Source organism: Pseudocitrobacter faecalis (genome assembly GCF_965231525.1).
GTDB classification, from domain to species: domain Bacteria; phylum Pseudomonadota; class Gammaproteobacteria; order Enterobacterales; family Enterobacteriaceae; genus Pseudocitrobacter; species Pseudocitrobacter faecalis.
The window spans coordinates 2,307,199-2,324,680 of sequence record NZ_CBDDNJ010000002.1 but is presented as its reverse complement, the minus strand read 5'-3'; the positions used below and the strand labels follow the sequence as shown (position 1 = coordinate 2,324,680).

Genomic DNA, 17,482 nt, shown 5'->3' with positions numbered 1-17,482 from the left:
AGATTCCCCCTGGCGCGACAGGAGAGTGCTATGCCATCGCAACGTGAAATTCGTCTTAATGCTTTTGATATGAACTGTGTCGGCCATCAGTCGCCGGGGCTGTGGGCGCATCCGCGCGATCGTTCCTGGCAGTATAAAGATCTGGATTACTGGGTCGATCTGGCGCGTTTACTGGAGCGCGGTAAGTTTGACGGGCTGTTTATCGCCGATGTGCTGGGCGTTTATGACGTCCTGAACGGTAACGGGGAGGCAGCGATTCGCCAGGCTGCACAGGTGCCGGTGAACGATCCGCTGGCGCTGATTACCCCGATGGCGCTGGTGACCGAACATCTTGGTTTTGGTCTGACCGCGTCGCTGTCGTTTGAGCATCCGTACCCGTTCGCCCGCCGTCTTTCGACCCTTGACCATCTGACTAAAGGCCGCGTGGGCTGGAATATCGTCACCTCTTACCTGGAAAGCGGGGCGCGGAATATCGGTCATAAAGCGCAAACGGATCACGACGCACGCTACGACTACGCCGATGAGTATCTCGATGTGGTGTACAAACTACTGGAGGGCAGTTGGGAAGAGGGCGCGATCCTGCGTGACCGCGAGCGCCGCATCTTTAGCGATCCGAGCAAAATTCACAATATTAACCACCACGGCAAATTCTTTGACGTACCGGGTTTTCACCTTTGCGAGCCTTCGCCACAGCGCACGCCGGTGCTGTATCAGGCGGGAGCCTCCAGCCGGGGTAAACAGTTTGCCGCCAGCCACGCGGAATGCGTGTTCGTGGCCGCGCCGTCAAAAGCGTTGCTCAAAAAAACCGTGGCGGATATTCGTCGCCGCGCCGCTGAAGCCGGGCGCGACCCGCACAGCATCCTGATTTTCAACATGCAAACGGTCATCGTCGGCGAAACGGACAAAGCCGCGCAGGCGAAATGGAATGAGTACAAATCTTACGTCAGTTATGAAGGTGCGCTGGCGCTGATCTCCGGCTGGACAGGAATTGACTTCGGCCAGTTTAAACCGGACCAAATCTTCACTTACTCGCAGACTAACGCCATTCAGTCAGTGGTTGAGGCGTTCTCAACTGCTGACCCCAACCGTCAATGGACGGTGGAGGCGATGGCGGAGTGGGTTGGCATTGGCGGCTTCGGCCCGTTAATCGTCGGTAGCGCGCAAACCGTTGCCGATGAACTGCAATCGTGGGTGGAAGAGACCGACGTGGACGGCTTCAACCTCGCCTATGCCGTGACTCACGAAACCTTTACCGATGTGGTGGAACTGTTGATCCCGGAACTGCAAAAGCGCGGTGTCTTCAAGAAAGAGTATCGCCCCGGCACTCTGCGCGAAAAACTGTTCGCCGGGGATGCCCGTTTGCAGGCGCCACACCCTGGCGCGAGCTATCGCATTCACGCGGGACAGGCCGTAGAGGCAGGAGAAAAAGTCGCATGATTGAAATCGAAAATCTTTCAAAGAGTTACCGTAGCGCAAGCGGCAACGTGACGCCGGTTTTGAAAGGGATTTCGTTGCAGGTTCAGGCGGGCTCGATCACGGCAGTGGTCGGCCCGAGCGGGGCGGGGAAATCGACGCTGGCGAAGTGCATCAGCCTGCTGGAGCGCCCGGATAGCGGCAGCATCAGGGTTAACGGTAACGATCTCTCGCTGCTCTCAGGCGTTGCCCTGCGCCGTGAACGACGCGCGATTGGTACTGTTTTCCAGTCCTCGGCGTTGCTCGGGCGGAAAACGGCGTGGCAGAACATTGCCCTGCCGCTGGAATACCTTGGCGTGGTCGATAGGGACATTCATGCCCGTGTGGGTGAACTGCTTGAAAGCGTCGGGCTGAGTCACAAAGCGCAGGCTTATCCGGCGCAGCTTTCCGGCGGCCAGCGTCAGCGTATCGGCATTGCCCGTGCGCTGGCGTTACGTCCGTCAGTTTTGCTGGCGGACGAAGCCACTTCCGGGTTGGATCCGCAGGCGACTGATTCGGTGCTGAAACTGCTGCGTCAGTTACGCGACGACTATCGACTGGCCATTGTGTTGATTACCCACGAAATGGACGTTGTACGAACCACGGCGGATGCGGTCGCGGAGATTCGAGAGGGCGAGATTGTGCAGTCAGGGGCGCTGAAAACGCTGCTGGCGCAGCCGGATTCCCACCTCGGTCAGCAACTGATGCCGCTGGCGCCGGCCTCGACGCCATCTGATGTGTTATTACGCGTCAGCTATCGCACGGACGGTAGCGTACGCACGGATTGGATCAGCCAGCTTAGCCAACAGCACGGTCTGCGGGTTGATGTGCTGGGCGGTCATGTTGAGCAAATTAATGGCTTGCTCAGCGGAAGAATGCAGATAGGCATCAGCTATACCCATGAAAGGGTGTCGATTCCTCGCCTGGTCGCGCAGTTAGCGCATCTCGGCGTAGTCGCGCAGGTTCTGGACGCACCGCGAGCGTTGAGGGAGGCGGTATGAAACCTACCACTGTCAGTCAGGATACGCCGTGGAGCGAGATTCACACGCTGCTACTTCCCGCCCTGGGTGAAACGGCGCTGATGGTCTCTATTGTGATGCTGTTTGTTGTGACGTTGGGAGGCGTGGGGGGCGTTGTCCTGTTCAATACCTCTGCGCGTGGGTTGTTTCCACGTCCGGCACTGCATCGTGTACTCAACAGCATTGCCAACGTCGGGCGATCGTTGCCGTTTCTGGTGCTGATGGCCGCCATCATTCCGTTCACCTGGTGGCTGACGGGAACCACTATCGGCATTCCCGCGGCGGTGGTGCCGATGATTGTCGCCGGGATCCCGTTCTTCGCGCGACTGGTGGAGAACGCGTTGCGCGAACTGCCCGCAGATGTGACGGCGGTCGGGCTGGTTTGCGGCGGCTCCGCCTGGCAAATCATTACCAAAGCGCAACTGAGCGAAGCGCTGCCTGCGCTGGTGGCGGCGGTGACACTTAACATCATCTCGATGATTGAGTATTCAGCGATCGCGGGCACCATCGGGGCGGGTGGAATCGGTTATCTCGCGGTGGTGTACGGCTATCAGCGTTTCGACAACCACATCATGATTGCCACCATTGTGGTGCTGATTGTGGCTATTCAGCTTATCCAGTTTTTGGGCGACCGCCTGGTTACCCGGCTTCGACACACACAGGGGAGTATTTGATGACGACAGAACAGTTTGAACTGCGTAAAGCCCGGCGCTGGCCGTGGCTGGTGGCGCTGGCAATTTTACTCATTGCGATTGCCGCGTTCGCCTGGTGGCGCACACAAGGGCCCGCGCAGGTGGTCTTTGGCACCACGCTGAAAATTCATTATGAACCGGCGATGGCGGGCGAACAGCGCATCATTGAATATATCGGTGAGCATATCGCGCCAGACTATGGATTGACGCTGGAAGCCGTAGGCGTGCAGGACCCGGTGCAGGCGGATCGCGCGGTAGCGGAGGGCACCTATGCGGGCACCATTTATCAACATCAGTGGTGGCTGAAGCAGGTTGTCGATGCCAACGGTTTTGCGCTGAGCACCACCGTGCCGGTTTTCCAGTGGGCGTTTGGGATTTACTCCGACCGTTATCCGTCTATCGATAAGCTGCCGAAAGGCGCAACGATTGTGGTGCCGGACGACGGCGCAAATCAGGGGCAGGCCCTGTGGCTGTTGGCGCGTATCGGGCTGATTAAACTCGACCCGGCGGTTGAACCACGGACTGCGAAACTAAAAAACATCGTTGAAAACCCGCATCAGTATCAGTTTAAAGAACTGGACTTGCTGACCATGCCGCGTGCGCTGAACTCGGTGGATGCAGCGATTGGCTATGTCTCGCAGTTTGATGCCGGGAAAATTCCACGCGAGAAGGGCATTCTTTTCCCGCCCGCGCCACGAACCTTTGCATCGCAACTGGTGATAGGTACGCCGTATCTCAACCAGGAGAATATTCAAAAACTGAAACAGGCATTTGCTGACCCCCGGATCCAAACCTGGCTTAAGACCACGGACGATCCGTTAGTCAAAGGTGTGCTGGTGCCCGTTTCCGCAGAATAACCATTCTTCGCCGGTCAGCCGACCGGCCTTTAAGGCAAGGTAAAACTATGAGTTCAATCCCGGTAGAAAATGCGGGCGGGGTTTCTGTACCCGTCGGTTCGGTGAGTGATGTGGCAAAGCTGATTAACAACCACGGCGAACAGGCAAAATATGCACGCATGATTGTCTTTTTAGCGCTCGGCGGCGTCTTTCTGGATGCTTACGATCTCACTACGCTCTCGTACGGTATCGATGATGTAGTAAAGGCGTTTCAGCTAACGCCACTGCTCACCGGGCTGGTGACGTCGTCAATTATGGTCGGCACCATTTTCGGCAATCTTATTGGCGGCTGGCTGACCGACAAATATGGCCGCTATTCGGTCTTTATGGCGGATATGCTGTTCTTCGTGGTGTCGGCGATTGCCGCTGGACTGGCGCCGAATGTATGGGTGTTGATTGGCGCGCGTTTCCTGATGGGGATCGGCGTTGGGATCGATCTTCCGGTGGCAATGTCCTATCTCGCTGAATTTTCGAAATTCGCCGGGAAGGGCAACAAAGCCGCGCGCCTCGCCGCCTGGTGCCCGATGTGGTACGCGGCATCTACTGTCTGTTTTTTAATTATCTTCGCGCTGTACTTCCTGTTACCCACACAGCATCTCGACTGGCTCTGGCGAGCGTCGCTGTTGTTCGGCGCGGTGCCTGCCCTGTTGATTATTGCCGTGCGCAGCAAGTTTATGAACGAGTCGCCCCTGTGGGCGGCTAATCAGGGCGATTTGCAGGGCGCGGCACGTATTCTGCGCGAATCTTATGGTATCGCCGCCCATGAAGCACCGGACGTAAATGTCGCGCCGCCGCCGAAAGTGAGCTACCGCGTACTGTTTGAAAAACCGTATCGCGAGCGCACGATTGTGTCCGGGGTGATGAATATCTGTATCGCGTTTGAATACACCGCGATTGCCTTCTTCCTCCCAACTATCCTGGCGCAGTTCCTCGGCGCGGGCGTGTTTGAAACCATTGCTGCCTCGCTTGGGCTGAACGCACTGTTCGCGTTTACCGGCGGCCTGCTCGGGATGCATCTGGCGTGGAAATATCCCTCCCGGCACGTGGCGATTGCCGGGTTCGCCCTGCAATTTGTCGCGCTGATTGTACTGGCGCTGGTGGGGCAACCGCACGCGGCGCTGGGCGTAGCGATTGCGGTGGGGATGCTCGGCCTGTGGCTGTTTGCCGAAGGTTTTGGCCCCGGTGCGCAACTGATGATTTACCCGGCGCTCTCTTACCCGACGCATATTCGTGCGACGGGCGTCGGTTTCAGCCGCGCACTGTCCGGCATAGGCAGCGCGCTGGCGCTGTTTATTCTGCCGCTGTTGCAGGCCTCACTCGGAACCAACATGTTCTGGGTGGTGTCGCTTGCCGCCCTGATCCCCATTTTCTTCCTGCTGGCGGTGCGCCATGAGCCTACACGCCACGATATTGACGACCAATAAGGAGCCTATGATGACCTTACTCTCAACCGGAACCGATTATGAGGCGCTGGCGGCGCGTTTCCGCCCGATATTTGAGCGCATTGCCACCGAGACGGTCGCGCGGGAACTTAACCGTACGCTGCCGTACGAACCGATTCGCTGGCTGAAGGAAGCCGGTTTCGGCACGGTGCGCATCCCGCAGGAAAAGGGCGGTTTTGGCGCATCGCTGCCGCAGCTTTTCGCGCTGTTTAGCGAACTGGCGCAGGCGGACTCAAATCTTCCGCAGGCGCTGCGCGGACACTTTGCTTTTGTTGAAGACCAGCTCAACCGCCCCGAAAGCGAACTGCGCGATCGCTGGTTCCGCCGCTTTCTGGATGGCGACATTGTCGGCAATGGCTGGACGGAAACTGGCGAAGTTAAACTGGGTGACGTCATCACCAAAGTCACGCCGACAGAGAACGGCTGGCGGCTGACGGGGGAGAAGTTCTACAGCACCGGCACGCTATTTGCCGACTGGATAGACGTCTTCGGGCGGCGCAGCGATACCGGTGGCGACATCATCGCGCTGGTCAGCACGCATCAACCAGAAGTTGAGCGTGACGATGACTGGGACGGCTTTGGCCAGCGCCTGACGGGCAGCGGTACGACGCGCTTTCGCGATGCGTTTGTCGAACAGGAACACGTGACGGATTTTGCCGAACGATTTCGCTATCAGACGGCGTTCTATCAACACGTCCTGCTCGCCACGCTAGCTGGTGTTGGTCGGGCTATTGAACGCGATGCCGCAGAGGGTGTGAAAAATCGCCGCCGTGTCTATAGCCACGGCAACGCGCCCGCCGCCCGCGATGACGCGCAGGTGTTGCAGGTGGTCGGGCAAATCAGCAGTTGGGTCTATGCGGTGGAAGCCACGGTCGAACGTGCCTCGCAGGCGATGCAGGCGGCGTACGAAGCACACGCCGATGCTGATCCGTCAGTGGTCACGCGCGCCAACGAACAGGCGGAAGTGGCATCCGCACAGGCGCAGGTGGTGGTCAGTGAATTAATCCCGCGCGCGGCAACCGAGTTGTTTAACGCACTGGGGGCATCGGACACGCGCACCTCAAAAGCGCTGGATCGTCACTGGCGCAATGCGCGGACGCTGGCATCCCATAACCCGGTTATTTACAAAAGCCGCAGCGTTGGCAACTGGCGGGTAAACGGCGTGCCGCCAGTATTTTTATGGCAGATTGGCAACGGAAGTTAAAAGGCGTAGGCCCGGTAAGCGAAGCGCCACCGGGCATTACCCCTGCGTCTCTTCCCAGTCTGCCAGCGTATACAATGTTGCACCTGCCGCTGCCATCTCCATAAACGCCTGATTGCTGTCCTGTGGCTGAATATTCACGCCGCGACAGCCGTCGGTTATCACATTCACGCGATAACCCAGCTCCAGCGCGTCCAGCACGGTAAACTTCACGCAGTAGTCGGTTGCCAGGCCGAGCACAATCAGCTCGCTGATCTCATGATGACGCAGCCACCCATCCAGCGCCGTTTTCTGTCGATGGCCGTTGTCAAAGAATGCGCTGTAACTGTCGATATTGACGCTTTCGCCTTTATGAAACACCGCATCAATAGACTTCTGCGCCAGCAACGGGTGCAGTTCGGCACCTTCGCTGTGTTGCACGCAGTGATCGGGCCAGAAGGTTTGCGGCAGGCCGTCGAGTTGGCCCTGGGTGTAGGGCTCTACGCCGTGCTGGCTGGCAAAGCTGCCGTGATTGGCCGGGTGCCAGTCCTGGCTGGCAACTACGGCTTCACCACGCGCTTTGCACCAGGTAATCAGCGTATTGGCGACATCAACCGTGCTATCGCCTTCGGCAACAGCCAGCGCGCCGCCGGCGCAGAAATCATTTTGCAGATCAACCAGTAACAATGCTCGTGCTTTCATGAAGGCTCCTTACTCGTCTGGCGTCAGCTCACCGCGCAGGTTTTGCTGCATGGCGCTACGGATGGCGTCGGCGTCAAGGTTCTGGCTTAACAGATAGTGCAGTTTGGTCAGCGTGGCTTCGACGGTCATATCCGCGCCGCCAATCACGCCTGCGTGGGCGAGGGCGTTGCCGGTAGCGTAGCCACCCATGTTGACCTTGCCCGACATACACTGTGTCAGGTTAATCACCACGATGCCGCGCTGGCTGGCTTCGGTAAGCTCTTTTAAAAACTCGCCGTTTTGCGGTGCGTTGCCGACGCCGTATGAACGCAGAATCAGCGCTTTTACCGGCTGGCGCAGGAAGTTGCGCACCACGTCAGCGGAAATGCCCGGATAAATGGTCACCACGCCAATCGGCTGCGGGGTAATCGGATGCACAATCAGTTCGCCCGAGGTGCTCGGCGCGGGTGGTGTCCCCAGACGGCGGATATGAATTCCCGCTTCCAGCAGTGGTGCCAGGTTGGGCGATGCGAAGGCATCAAAACCATCCGCATGCGCTTTGGTGGTACGGTTACCGCGATAGAGGCGATTATTGAAAAACAGCGAGACTTCGTTAATCGGGTAGTTCGCCGCGACGTACAGAGCATTCAGCAAGTTAATCTGTCCATCCGAACGTAGCTCGGCAAGCGGGATTTGTGACCCTGTCACAATGACCGGTTTGCCCAGATTTTCCAGCATGAACGACAGCGCCGAGGCGGTGAAAGCCATGGTATCCGTGCCGTGGAGGATCACAAAGCCATCATAATCGTCATAATGCGCTTTGATATCGTCGGCGATGTGCTGCCAGTCTTCCGGCGTCATATCGGAAGAATCCATCAGCGGCTGATATTCATGGATAGTGAAATCAGGCATCTCCTGACGATGGAATTCCGGCATCAGCGCCAGCTGGCGTTGCAGGTGGCCGGAAACAGGAATGTAGCCGTGTTCGGAACGCTGCATCCCGATGGTCCCGCCGGTATAGGCGACGTAAATGGATTTTTTTAGCATGGTGTCGTTTGAGTAAGCGAAAGAAAATCCCCTCCGTAGAGGGGATTATAATTATCGTATATTGGCGCAGGTCAGGCAAAACGCATAGCGATTTTGCGGGTCATTGAAAGCGGCCAACTTATCGGTTTCCGCTTTCACCTCTTTGGCGGCTGAGGCGAGCGGCGCAGGCAGATACGCCTGCAACGCCTGCGGCAGTGAGGCGCGTACCGAGCCAGAAACGCTATCCATCACCATATCGAAGAATGTCGGTTCAGACTGATAGTAGTCGATGTGCCACGTTTTCAGTTTCGCCAGTTCGGCCGCTTTGGCAACGGCATCATCGAAATCGCCGAGGCTGTCGACCAGACCGTTAGCTTTCGCATCCTGGCCGGTCCACACGTGGCCCTGTGCAATTTTATCGATCTGCTCCGGCGTGCTGTGACGTGACTGCGCGACCAGAGTGATAAAGCGCTTGTAACCGTTCTCGATGGTCAGTTGCATCATCTGCTGCACTTCTGGCGGCAGCGTTTTGGTCATCGACACATCTGCCAGCGGAGACGTGGCAACGCCATCCGTGTGCACGCCGATGGAATCCAGCGAGTTTTCCACGGTGTTGATCACGCCGAAGATACCGATAGAGCCAGTCAGTGTGCTCGGGTTTGCCACGATGTAGCTTGCCGGGGTGGAGATCCAGTAACCGCCGGAAGCCGCCATACCGCCCATCGACACCACCACCGGTTTCCCGGCATCTTTCGCCGCAGCCAGTTCCGCACGGATCACTTCGGAGGCGCTGACGCTGCCGCCAGGGCTGTTGACGCGCAGAACAATCGCTTTCACTTTCGGGTCGAGACGCGCATCGCGGATTTGCGCGGCTGTTGTATCGCCGCCGACGTTCCCCGGCGTTTCTTCACCGTCCATAATCGCGCCATTGGCAAAGACGACGGCAATGCTGGAACCCGTATCTGCTGGTGTTTTCAGCGCATAATCATAGATGCTCACCGCACGATAGTTTTTATCGGTTTTGCTCCAGCCAAACGCTTTGGTCAGTGCTTTTTCGATCTCGGCGCTGCTACCCAGAGAATCAACCAGTTTGCTGTCCAGCGCGTATTTCGCCGTATCGCCATCGACTTTGGTCAGGCCATCAAGCATTGCCTGCGCGCCAGGGAAGACCTGTTGCGCGGTGATTTTGCGGTTTGCCGCCACTGTATTGAGGTAGTTTTGCCACAGCTCGCCAATCCAGCGGCTATCGGCTTCACGCGCAGCAGGCGACATATCATCGCGAATAAACGGCTCAACGGCGGATTTATAGGTACCGACGCGGAACACATGTGTAGAGACTTTCAGCTTCTCAAGCAGAGATTTGTAGTAGAGACCGTTAGTGGCAAAACCGTGCAGGTCAACGACGCCCTGCGGCGAGAGCCAGATTTTATTGGCAAAGCTCGCGAGGTAATACTGCCCCTGGCTGTAGCTGTCGCCCACCGCGTAAACGGGTTTACCGCTGTCGCGAAACTCGCGCAGCGCTTTGCCAATATACTGCATCGAAGGCTGATCGCCCCCGGCGAAGTTCTTGAGATCCAGCACGATACCGGTGATATTGCGGTCATCTTTTGCCTGACGGATGGCCTGGACGATATCGAACAGGGAGTTTTCCTGTAAACGATCGGAACTTGCGCCAAAAAGCTGGCGGCCAATCACGCCCAGCTTACTGCTGGTGGAAGGCTTATCGACGATCACGCCGCTGATGTCCATCAACAACGCGCCCCGCGTGCTGTTGCTTTCAGGCGTGCTGCTAAGCTGCATCCAGATCCCCACGCCAACCAGCACGAGGAAAATAAAGAACAGATTCAGCACCAGTTCGCGGGCAAAATTGAGTAATCGCCACGTCCATTTAAAGAATCCGGCGATAAAACGCCATAGGGTTCGCATGTTTTCTCCCTGATAAAGACAGTAAACGGTTCACCGAAAGCGGTGAAACATCTGGCTATCCTAATTACAGCGCCGCCCGTTGTCAGCAGGAATCGCCATCGACGCTGTAACAAATTCCCTGCGCATGTTAATTTTGTGAAAAATAACATGACAGGAGCGAATCAATGGACGCACTTGAATTACTGGTAAATCGCCGTAGCGCCTCCCGCCTGGCTGACCCTGCGCCAGCCGGTGAGCAACTGGAAAATATCCTCCGTGCCGGGATGCGTGCCCCGGATCACGGAACGCTGCAACCATGGCAGTTTTTTATCATCGAGGGAGAAGGCCGTGAGCGCTTCAGCCAGTTGCTGGAAAAAGGCGCGATTGACGCCGGCAGCGATGAGAAAGCGATTGAAAAAGCACGCAATGCGCCATTCCGTGCGCCGCTGATTATCGCGGTAGTGGCGAAGTGTCAGCCACATCATAAAGTGCCGAAATGGGAACAGGAGATGTCGGCGGGCTGCGCGGTGATGGCGATGCAGATGGCGGCGGTTGCGCAGGGTTTTAACGGTATCTGGCGTAGCGGCGCGTTAACCGATAGTGCGGTAGTGCGCGAAGGTCTGAAGTGCGGGGAACACGACAAAATTGTCGGTTTTCTCTACTTAGGTACACCACAACTGAAAGCATCAACCACGGTGTCGGTGCCGGATACCGCCCCCTTTGTGGTGCGTTTCTGACAAACATACAGCCCGGCGGAAGAACCACCGGGCTTTTTTCTTTAAGACTTATGTTGTTTAGTGAATTCGTCTTTCGCTTTTTGCAACTGCTGCTGGAACGCCGGGTTGGTGTGCAGCGTGGCAACAACGGCAGAACCGACAATGCGCGCGGCATCAACGTCGCTCTGCCAGTGATAACCGCATATCACGCGGCTTTCACCCAGCTCATATCCACGCTTTAAAATTTCGTTCTGACGAGCCGGATTAATCTCTGCCAGCACCAGCGCGGTGGCCCAGCCGATAGAGGTATGGCCAGACGGATAAGAACCGTTTTTCGACAGCTTATCCTGCTCGGTGGTGTTACAGGTCGGTACGCCATAGAAAGCGAACGGACGAATGCGCATGTATTTCTCTTTTGCACCACGGGTTGCGAGGTCGCCCGCATCTTCAATCATGTTGGTCAGCAGTTTGTGTAACCGCGGCGCATCTTTTTCAGTGATCGGTGACCCAAATGCGCCAGAGAAGGCGTTTGCCACACCGCCGCCACTCAGGTTGGCATCTTCCACGGCCAGCTTCCCGCGTTCGGTATTACGCAGCAGGCGACCCTGCTCATACATCGCCTGATCGTTCAGGAACGCAATGCTCCCTACGGCTGGCGGAGGTGGCAGCAGAGCGAGGCTATCAATGGCTTGCGCATTTTTCAGGTAGTAAAGATCGGGTTTAGTGGTGGCGTCGTTCCCGGCCGGAGCAAGAGCAAAAGCGCTGGACGTAAAAAGGGTTGCCAGGCAAAGGGCGATAATGCGTTTTTTCATCGATATTTCCTTGTGATTTTTATCCTGATGTGCAGGTTTTGACATTCTTATATTCATGCCACTAATTAGTAGAAGGAAAAACGCGGTAAGAAAAATTGCCCTGTGTCGCAAAACGGACAATTGCTTGCGAAGTGAGCAGTAGTGAGCGATTTCGGAGTGACGGACTTACCACGCCGCCGTTTGGGCGCTACCATAGTGGGATTGGCAAAATCAGGAGATGTCCATGAGCGAGCAAGCCATTCGTTTAACACAGTACAGCCACGGAGCCGGTTGCGGTTGTAAAATTTCCCCGAAAGTGCTGGAAACCATCCTGCACAGTGAACAGGCGAAGTTTGTCGACCCGAACCTGCTTGTCGGCAATGAAACCCGCGATGACGCGGCGGTGTACGACCTCGGCAACGGTACATCGATAATCAGCACCACCGATTTCTTCATGCCGATCGTTGATAACCCGTTCGATTTTGGTCGTATCGCAGCCACCAACGCCATCAGCGATATCTTCGCGATGGGCGGTAAACCGATTATGGCGATTGCGATTCTCGGCTGGCCCATCAACACGCTGGCACCGGAAATCGCGCGCGACGTGATTGAAGGCGGACGTTTCGCGTGTCAACAAGCGGGTATCGCCCTGGCGGGGGGGCACTCCATTGATGCACCGGAGCCTATTTTCGGCCTGGCGGTGACGGGGGTGGTGCCAACCGAGCGCGTGAAGAAAAACAGCACCGCGCAAGCGGGCTGCAAACTGTTCCTCACCAAACCGCTGGGTATTGGCGTACTCACCACCGCCGAGAAAAAGTCGCTGCTGAAACCTGAACATCAGGGGCTGGCGACGGAAGTGATGTGCCAGATGAACCTGGCGGGTGCGGCATTCGCTAACATTGACGGCGTCAAAGCGATGACCGACGTTACCGGTTTTGGTCTGCTGGGCCACCTCAGTGAAATGTGTCAGGGCGCAGGCGTACAGGCGCAGGTGAACTTTGCCGACGTGCCAAAACTGCCTGGCGTGGAAGAATACATCGCGCAGGGCGCGGTGCCGGGGGGGACCGGGCGCAATTTCGCCAGTTATGGTCACCTGATGGGCGAGATGCCGGATGAATGGCGTTCGCTGCTGTGCGATCCGCAAACTTCCGGTGGGCTGTTACTGGCCGTTACCCCGGATGCCGAGCAAGAAGTGCAGGCTGCTGCGGCAGAATTCGGCATTACCTTAACCGCCATTGGTTCTTTGGTTGAGGCCCGGGCGGGTCGTCCGATGATTGAGATCCGCTAAACCGATGCGCCTGTTTATTGCGGAAAAACCGAGCCTGGCGCGTGCCATTGCCGATGTCTTGCCGAAACCCCACCGAAAGGGCGACGGTTATATCGAATGTGGCAACGGTCAGGTGGTGACCTGGTGTATTGGCCATCTCCTCGAACAGGCGCAGCCGGACGCGTATGACAGCCGTTATGCGCGCTGGAATTTGCAGGATTTGCCGATAGTCCCGGAGAAGTGGCAGCTTCAGCCGCGTCCTTCGGTGACAAAGCAGCTCAACGTGATTAAGCGTTTTTTGCACGAAGCCAGTGAAGTCATTCACGCCGGAGACCCCGACAGAGAAGGGCAACTGCTGGTGGATGAAGTGCTGGACTACCTCTCACTGGCTCCCGAAAAGCGCCAGCAGGTTCAACGCTGTTTAATCAACGACCTCAACCCGCAGGCGGTGGAACGGGCGATTACGCGTCTGCGCGCCAACAGCGACTTCATCCCGCTGTGCGTCTCCGCGCTGGCTCGCGCCCGCGCCGACTGGCTATACGGCATCAACATGACCCGCGCTTACACTATTTTAGGACGTAACGCCGGGTATAACGGTGTACTCTCCGTGGGGCGGGTGCAAACGCCAGTGCTGGGGTTGGTGGTGCGTCGCGATGAAGAGATTGAAAACTTCGTCTCAAAAGATTTCTTCGAAGTGAAGGCGCACATTGTGACCCCAAAAGATGAACGCTTTACCGCTGTCTGGCAGCCGAGCGAGGCCTGTGAACCGTATCAGGATGAAGAAGGTCGATTGCTGCACCGCGCGTTGGCCGATCACGTGGTCAAACGCATTGAAGGCCAGCCGGCGATTGTCACGGCCTATAACGATAAACGGGAATCAGAATCGGCCCCGCTGCCGTTTTCGCTTTCTGCCTTGCAGATTGAAGCCGCTAAGCGCTTCGGCCTGAGCGCACAGAACGTGCTCGATATTTGCCAGAAGTTATATGAAACCCACAAGCTGATTACCTACCCGCGTTCGGATAGCCGCTATTTGCCGGAGGAGCACTTCGCCGGGCGACATGCGGTGCTGAATGCGATTGGCGTTCACGCGCCGGATCTCCTGCCGCAACCGGTGGTGAACCCGGACACGCGCAACCGCTGCTGGGATGACAAAAAGGTTGATGCGCACCACGCCATTATTCCCACCGCGCGTGCCAGCAACGTTAACCTGACGGAGAATGAATCAAAAATTTACACCCTGGTGGCGCGTCAGTATCTGATGCAGTTCTGCCCGGATGCGGTTTTCCGTAAGTGTCAGATTGACCTCGACATCGCTAACGGTAAATTTATCGCTAAAGCGCGTTTTCTGGCTGAAGCGGGCTGGCGGGCGCTGCTTGGCGGGAAAGAGCGCGATGAAGAAAACGACGGCACGCCGCTGCCAGTGGTTGCCAAAAGCGACGAGCTGCTGTGCGAAAAAGGCGAAGTGGTGGAACGGCAAACTCAGCCGCCGCGCCACTTCACCGACGCAACGCTGCTGTCAGCGATGACCGGGATCGCGCGTTTTGTGCAGGACAAAGATCTGAAAAAGATTCTGCGTGCCACCGATGGTCTGGGCACCGAGGCGACGCGCGCCGGGATTATCGAACTGCTGTTTAAACGCGGCTTCCTGACCAAAAAAGGGCGCTATATTCACTCGACTGACGCAGGTAAAGCGCTGTTCCACTCCCTGCCAGAAATGGCGACACGGCCAGACATGACGGCGCATTGGGAATCGATTCTGACGCAAATCAGCGAGAAACAGTGCCGCTATCAGGACTTTATGCAGCCACTGGTGGGCACATTGTATCAACTGATTGATCAGGCGCGCAGCACGCCCGTGAGACGTTTCCGTGGCATTGTCGCGCCGGGCAGTGGAAGTGGCGATAAGAAAAAGAGCGCCCCGCGTAAACGTAGCGCGAAAAAAAGCCCACCATCGGATGAGGCGGGCAGTGGGGCGGTGGCGTAAGCGGAGGGTGCCGTGTTCAATGAATGGCACCCGTCCGTAGGCCTGATAAGCGAAGCGCATCAGGCATTTTCACCGGACTCTTGCCGGGGGCGCTGCGCTTGCCCGGCCAACAAGGACATACAATTTCAATGAATTGCACGCCTCTGCTTAAATCACACCCTGCGACAACATCGCATCCGCAACTTTAACGAAGCCAGCGATGTTAGCGCCGCGCACATAGTTGGTTTGCTTGCTTTCGCCGCCGTGCTCAACGCAGGCGTGATGGATGTCCAGCATGATGTGGTGCAGGCGCGCATCAACTTTCTCCGCTTTCCAGCCCATCCGTGCGGCGTTCTGCGCCATCTCAAGGCCGGAGGTGGCGACTCCACCCGCGTTCGCCGCTTTGCCAGGGGCAAACAGCACACCCGCTTCGAGGAACAATTCAGTGGCTTCAATGGTCGTTGGCATATTCGCGCCTTCGGCGACCGCTTTGACGCCGTTGGCAACCAGCACGCGAGCGGCATCGGTATCGAGCTCATTCTGCGTGGCGCACGGCAGGGCGATATCAACCGGTACGGACCACGGTTGCTGACCTTCCAGATACACCAGACCAAATTCTCGCGCGTAATCGGCCACGCGACCGTCACGGCTGGCTTTGATTTCAATCAGGCGCGCCAGTTTTTCTTTGGTAAAGCCGCTTTCGTCCACCACGGTACCGCTGGAGTCGGAGGCGGTGACCACGCGTGCCCCAAACTCCATCGCTTTCTCAATCGCGTATTGCGCCACGTTGCCTGAGCCAGAAACCGAAACGCGCATACCCTCAAAGCTCAGACCGTGGCGTTTGAGCATAGCTTCGGTGAAGTAGACCAGACCGTAGCCGGTGGCTTCCGGACGAATCAGGCTGCCACCGAACGAAAGCCCTTTGCCGGTAAACACGCAGGCGGTGTTGTTGGAGAGTTTTTTCATCATCCCGGCCATAAAGCCGACTTCGCGCCCGCCAACGCCGATATCTCCAGCGGGAACGTCGGTGTCAGCGCCCAGATGACGATAGAGTTCGGTCATCAACGCCTGGCAGAAACGCATCACTTCGCCTTCGCTTTTGCCTTTCGGGTCAAAATCACTGCCACCTTTGCCGCCGCCCATAGGCAGGGTAGTTAATGCGTTTTTGAAGGTTTGCTCGAAGCCGAGGAATTTCAGAATCGACAGGTTCACGGAGGGGTGAAAACGCATCCCGCCTTTGTACGGCCCAATCGCTGAACTGAACTGTACGCGCCATGCGCGATTCACCTGTACCTGATTGCGATCGTCCACCCAAACCACGCGGAACTGGATCACGCGCTCTGGTTCAACCAGCCTTTCAAGCAGCGAGAGGCGACGATATTGCGGGTTCTGTTCCAGAAATGGCCATAAGGTGGTCATGACTTCGCGTACGGCCTGAGAGAATTCTGTCTGGTGTGGGTCGCGTTGCTGAACGTGGGCAAGGAAGTTTTCCAGAGAGCCAACCTGATCCATAAGTATAAGTTCCTCTTATCGTTAATGATGTATGTGCTTGTTGTGATTTATGTTTTAACGTCGTGATGTTTTTTGACTATATCATTACGTTGCTAACTTTTGACAAGCAAAATTGAGCCTGAAAGGAAAATTAATACGCCGCGGTGGGTCATAATAAAAACCGATAGGCGTTTACACTTAAGGAAAGGCGCAAGCGGGTCGATATACAGGTATACAGAAGCCGATAACAGGAGCTCGACGATGAAAATGCAATGGCTGGCAGGAGTACTGGTTGTGATGGCGGGGGCGGCATTCGCGCGCCCGCAGGTAGAAGTCAATGTGCCGCCAGAGGTCTTCAGTACCCAGGGGCAACAACGACAAAACTGTAGCCAGTGCTGCGTCTATCAAAATGAATATTATTCTGAAGGTGCGGTGATTAAAACGGACGGCGGTTTACTGCAATGCCAGCGTGACGAAAAAACCATCAGCACCAACCCGCTTATCTGGCAACGCGTGAAGTCATAAATGCTTCGAGCAGCGGAATGTCTGCAGGTGCGAGAGAGTAATTGAAAGCCTCTTCCGGAAAACACCACGTCAGCGCACTGTGCTCGTGAGCGACAATGTCGCCAGCGTAAACCGGAACGTGCCAGGCGTGCAGGTGAATGATTCGCCCGGAGACTTCTCGCTGATGGCTGGCGATGTAGCGGGTGGGCTGCGCTTCAATACCTAATTCTTCACGTAGCTCGCGGATCAGCGCTTGCGGCTGACTCTCGCCTTGCTCGACTTTGCCCCCGGCAAATTCCCACATTCCTGCCTGATCGGCATGGGGTGGACGCTGGGCAAGCAAAATTTTCCCGTTTTGTTCAATAATGGCAGCAACAACATCGATGGTTTTTAGCATATCGGTCAAAGATCCTGTGAATGTATTACCATAGTATCCTTGCCTTTCCTTTCGCTAAAG

The 17,482-nt window shown here is 56.7% G+C and carries 16 protein-coding genes; 10 read left to right on the top strand and 6 right to left on the bottom strand.

The features are described 5' to 3' along the window. Positions 1-30 precede the first annotated feature (30 nt). Genes ACOXYR_RS11735 through ACOXYR_RS11710 form a run of 6 tightly spaced genes read left to right on the top strand, consistent with a single transcriptional unit; the run spans position 31 to position 6,705 of the window. Complete coding sequence (locus tag ACOXYR_RS11735) at positions 31-1,437, top strand: LLM class flavin-dependent oxidoreductase (protein ID WP_108475677.1); 1,407 nt, start codon at positions 31-33, stop codon at positions 1,435-1,437. Further along, on the top strand, positions 1,434-2,453 hold the full coding sequence (locus ACOXYR_RS11730; RefSeq protein ID WP_421355203.1) for a methionine ABC transporter ATP-binding protein: 1,020 nt from the start codon (positions 1,434-1,436) through the stop codon (positions 2,451-2,453). The genes ACOXYR_RS11735 and ACOXYR_RS11730 overlap by 4 nt, the downstream gene beginning before the upstream one ends. Continuing rightward, positions 2,450-3,145 (top strand): methionine ABC transporter permease, encoded by a 696-nt coding sequence (locus ACOXYR_RS11725; protein ID WP_108475675.1) that lies wholly within the window; start codon positions 2,450-2,452, stop codon positions 3,143-3,145. Before ACOXYR_RS11730 ends, ACOXYR_RS11725 begins: the two co-directional genes overlap by 4 nt. Further along, the gene (locus tag ACOXYR_RS11720; RefSeq protein ID WP_189623274.1) at positions 3,145-4,020 is read left to right on the top strand and encodes a MetQ/NlpA family ABC transporter substrate-binding protein; all 876 of its coding nucleotides are present in this window, start codon (positions 3,145-3,147) and stop codon (positions 4,018-4,020) included. Before ACOXYR_RS11725 ends, ACOXYR_RS11720 begins: the two co-directional genes overlap by 1 nt. Positions 4,021-4,067: 47 nt before the next feature. Further along, a complete protein-coding gene (locus ACOXYR_RS11715; protein ID WP_113858638.1) occupies positions 4,068-5,483 on the top strand; it encodes an MFS transporter in 1,416 nt (471 codons plus the stop codon). Between the two features lie 10 nt (positions 5,484-5,493). Continuing rightward, entirely contained in the window at positions 5,494-6,705 is a 1,212-nt protein-coding gene (locus ACOXYR_RS11710) for an acyl-CoA dehydrogenase family protein (protein ID WP_415728084.1), read from the top strand. Positions 6,706-6,741: 36 nt separating this feature from the next. Here the strand turns inward: ACOXYR_RS11710 and pncA are convergent, their stop codons facing one another. From pncA to sppA, 3 genes are read right to left on the bottom strand one after another with little or no spacing between them, the layout of a single operon-like run. Further along, on the bottom strand, positions 6,742-7,383 hold the full coding sequence (pncA, locus tag ACOXYR_RS11705; RefSeq protein WP_113858640.1) for a bifunctional nicotinamidase/pyrazinamidase: 642 nt from the start codon (positions 7,381-7,383) through the stop codon (positions 6,742-6,744). Positions 7,384-7,392: 9 nt separating this feature from the next. Next, positions 7,393-8,409, bottom strand: coding sequence for an asparaginase (gene ansA, locus ACOXYR_RS11700; RefSeq protein WP_113858641.1), 1,017 nt, complete (start codon positions 8,407-8,409; stop codon positions 7,393-7,395). A gap of 51 nt (positions 8,410-8,460) precedes the next feature. Further along, complete coding sequence (gene sppA, locus ACOXYR_RS11695) at positions 8,461-10,314, bottom strand: signal peptide peptidase SppA (RefSeq protein ID WP_189623271.1); 1,854 nt, start codon at positions 10,312-10,314, stop codon at positions 8,461-8,463. A gap of 164 nt (positions 10,315-10,478) precedes the next feature. Between sppA and ACOXYR_RS11690 the strand changes: the two genes are divergently transcribed. Then, the gene (locus ACOXYR_RS11690; protein WP_108475668.1) at positions 10,479-11,030 is read left to right on the top strand and encodes an NAD(P)H nitroreductase; all 552 of its coding nucleotides are present in this window, start codon (positions 10,479-10,481) and stop codon (positions 11,028-11,030) included. A 41-nt stretch (positions 11,031-11,071) separates the two neighbouring features. On the opposite strand, the gene phoC is transcribed toward ACOXYR_RS11690, so the two are convergent. Then, on the bottom strand, positions 11,072-11,821 hold the full coding sequence (phoC, locus tag ACOXYR_RS11685; protein WP_421355202.1) for an acid phosphatase PhoC: 750 nt from the start codon (positions 11,819-11,821) through the stop codon (positions 11,072-11,074). 223 nt (positions 11,822-12,044) lie between these two features. On the opposite strand from phoC, the gene selD reads away from it, so the two are divergent. Both selD and ACOXYR_RS11675 read left to right on the top strand, forming a co-directional pair. Then, on the top strand, positions 12,045-13,088 hold the full coding sequence (gene selD / locus ACOXYR_RS11680) for a selenide, water dikinase SelD (RefSeq protein WP_108475666.1): 1,044 nt from the start codon (positions 12,045-12,047) through the stop codon (positions 13,086-13,088). Positions 13,089-13,092: 4 nt separating this feature from the next. Further along, positions 13,093-15,051, top strand: coding sequence for a DNA topoisomerase III (locus ACOXYR_RS11675; RefSeq protein ID WP_421355252.1), 1,959 nt, complete (start codon positions 13,093-13,095; stop codon positions 15,049-15,051). Positions 15,052-15,198: 147 nt separating this feature from the next. Here ACOXYR_RS11675 and gdhA read toward each other — a convergent pair whose 3' ends face one another. Next, positions 15,199-16,542, bottom strand: coding sequence for an NADP-specific glutamate dehydrogenase (gdhA, locus tag ACOXYR_RS11670; protein WP_113858645.1), 1,344 nt, complete (start codon positions 16,540-16,542; stop codon positions 15,199-15,201). Between the two features lie 240 nt (positions 16,543-16,782). On the opposite strand from gdhA, the gene ACOXYR_RS11665 reads away from it, so the two are divergent. Next, on the top strand, positions 16,783-17,046 hold the full coding sequence (locus ACOXYR_RS11665) for a DUF1496 domain-containing protein (RefSeq protein WP_108475663.1): 264 nt from the start codon (positions 16,783-16,785) through the stop codon (positions 17,044-17,046). Here the strand turns inward: ACOXYR_RS11665 and ACOXYR_RS11660 are convergent. Beyond that, positions 17,021-17,422: a pyrimidine (deoxy)nucleoside triphosphate diphosphatase gene (locus tag ACOXYR_RS11660; protein WP_421355201.1), complete on the bottom strand. Its 402-nt coding sequence runs from the start codon at positions 17,420-17,422 to the stop codon at positions 17,021-17,023. The two genes, ACOXYR_RS11665 and ACOXYR_RS11660, sit on opposite strands and share 26 nt — an antisense overlap. Positions 17,423-17,482: the final 60 nt, after the last annotated feature.

Excerpts from the sequence above, each read along its gene's own strand:
- ACOXYR_RS11735 (WP_108475677.1), top strand. The coding sequence starts at position 31 with ATGCCATCGCAACGTGAAATTCGTCTTAATGCTTTTGATATGAACTGT.
- ACOXYR_RS11730 (WP_421355203.1), top strand. The coding sequence starts at position 1,434 with ATGATTGAAATCGAAAATCTTTCAAAGAGTTACCGTAGCGCAAGCGGC.
- ACOXYR_RS11725 (WP_108475675.1), top strand. The coding sequence starts at position 2,450 with ATGAAACCTACCACTGTCAGTCAGGATACGCCGTGGAGCGAGATTCAC.
- ACOXYR_RS11720 (WP_189623274.1), top strand. The coding sequence starts at position 3,145 with ATGACGACAGAACAGTTTGAACTGCGTAAAGCCCGGCGCTGGCCGTGG.
- ACOXYR_RS11715 (WP_113858638.1), top strand. The coding sequence starts at position 4,068 with ATGAGTTCAATCCCGGTAGAAAATGCGGGCGGGGTTTCTGTACCCGTC.
- ACOXYR_RS11710 (WP_415728084.1), top strand. The coding sequence starts at position 5,494 with ATGACCTTACTCTCAACCGGAACCGATTATGAGGCGCTGGCGGCGCGT.
- pncA (WP_113858640.1), bottom strand. The coding sequence starts at position 7,383 with ATGAAAGCACGAGCATTGTTACTGGTTGATCTGCAAAATGATTTCTGC.
- ansA (WP_113858641.1), bottom strand. The coding sequence starts at position 8,409 with ATGCTAAAAAAATCCATTTACGTCGCCTATACCGGCGGGACCATCGGG.
- sppA (WP_189623271.1), bottom strand. The coding sequence starts at position 10,314 with ATGCGAACCCTATGGCGTTTTATCGCCGGATTCTTTAAATGGACGTGG.
- ACOXYR_RS11690 (WP_108475668.1), top strand. The coding sequence starts at position 10,479 with ATGGACGCACTTGAATTACTGGTAAATCGCCGTAGCGCCTCCCGCCTG.
- phoC (WP_421355202.1), bottom strand. The coding sequence starts at position 11,821 with ATGAAAAAACGCATTATCGCCCTTTGCCTGGCAACCCTTTTTACGTCC.
- selD (WP_108475666.1), top strand. The coding sequence starts at position 12,045 with ATGAGCGAGCAAGCCATTCGTTTAACACAGTACAGCCACGGAGCCGGT.
- ACOXYR_RS11675 (WP_421355252.1), top strand. The coding sequence starts at position 13,093 with ATGCGCCTGTTTATTGCGGAAAAACCGAGCCTGGCGCGTGCCATTGCC.
- gdhA (WP_113858645.1), bottom strand. The coding sequence starts at position 16,542 with ATGGATCAGGTTGGCTCTCTGGAAAACTTCCTTGCCCACGTTCAGCAA.
- ACOXYR_RS11665 (WP_108475663.1), top strand. The coding sequence starts at position 16,783 with ATGAAAATGCAATGGCTGGCAGGAGTACTGGTTGTGATGGCGGGGGCG.
- ACOXYR_RS11660 (WP_421355201.1), bottom strand. The coding sequence starts at position 17,422 with ATGCTAAAAACCATCGATGTTGTTGCTGCCATTATTGAACAAAACGGG.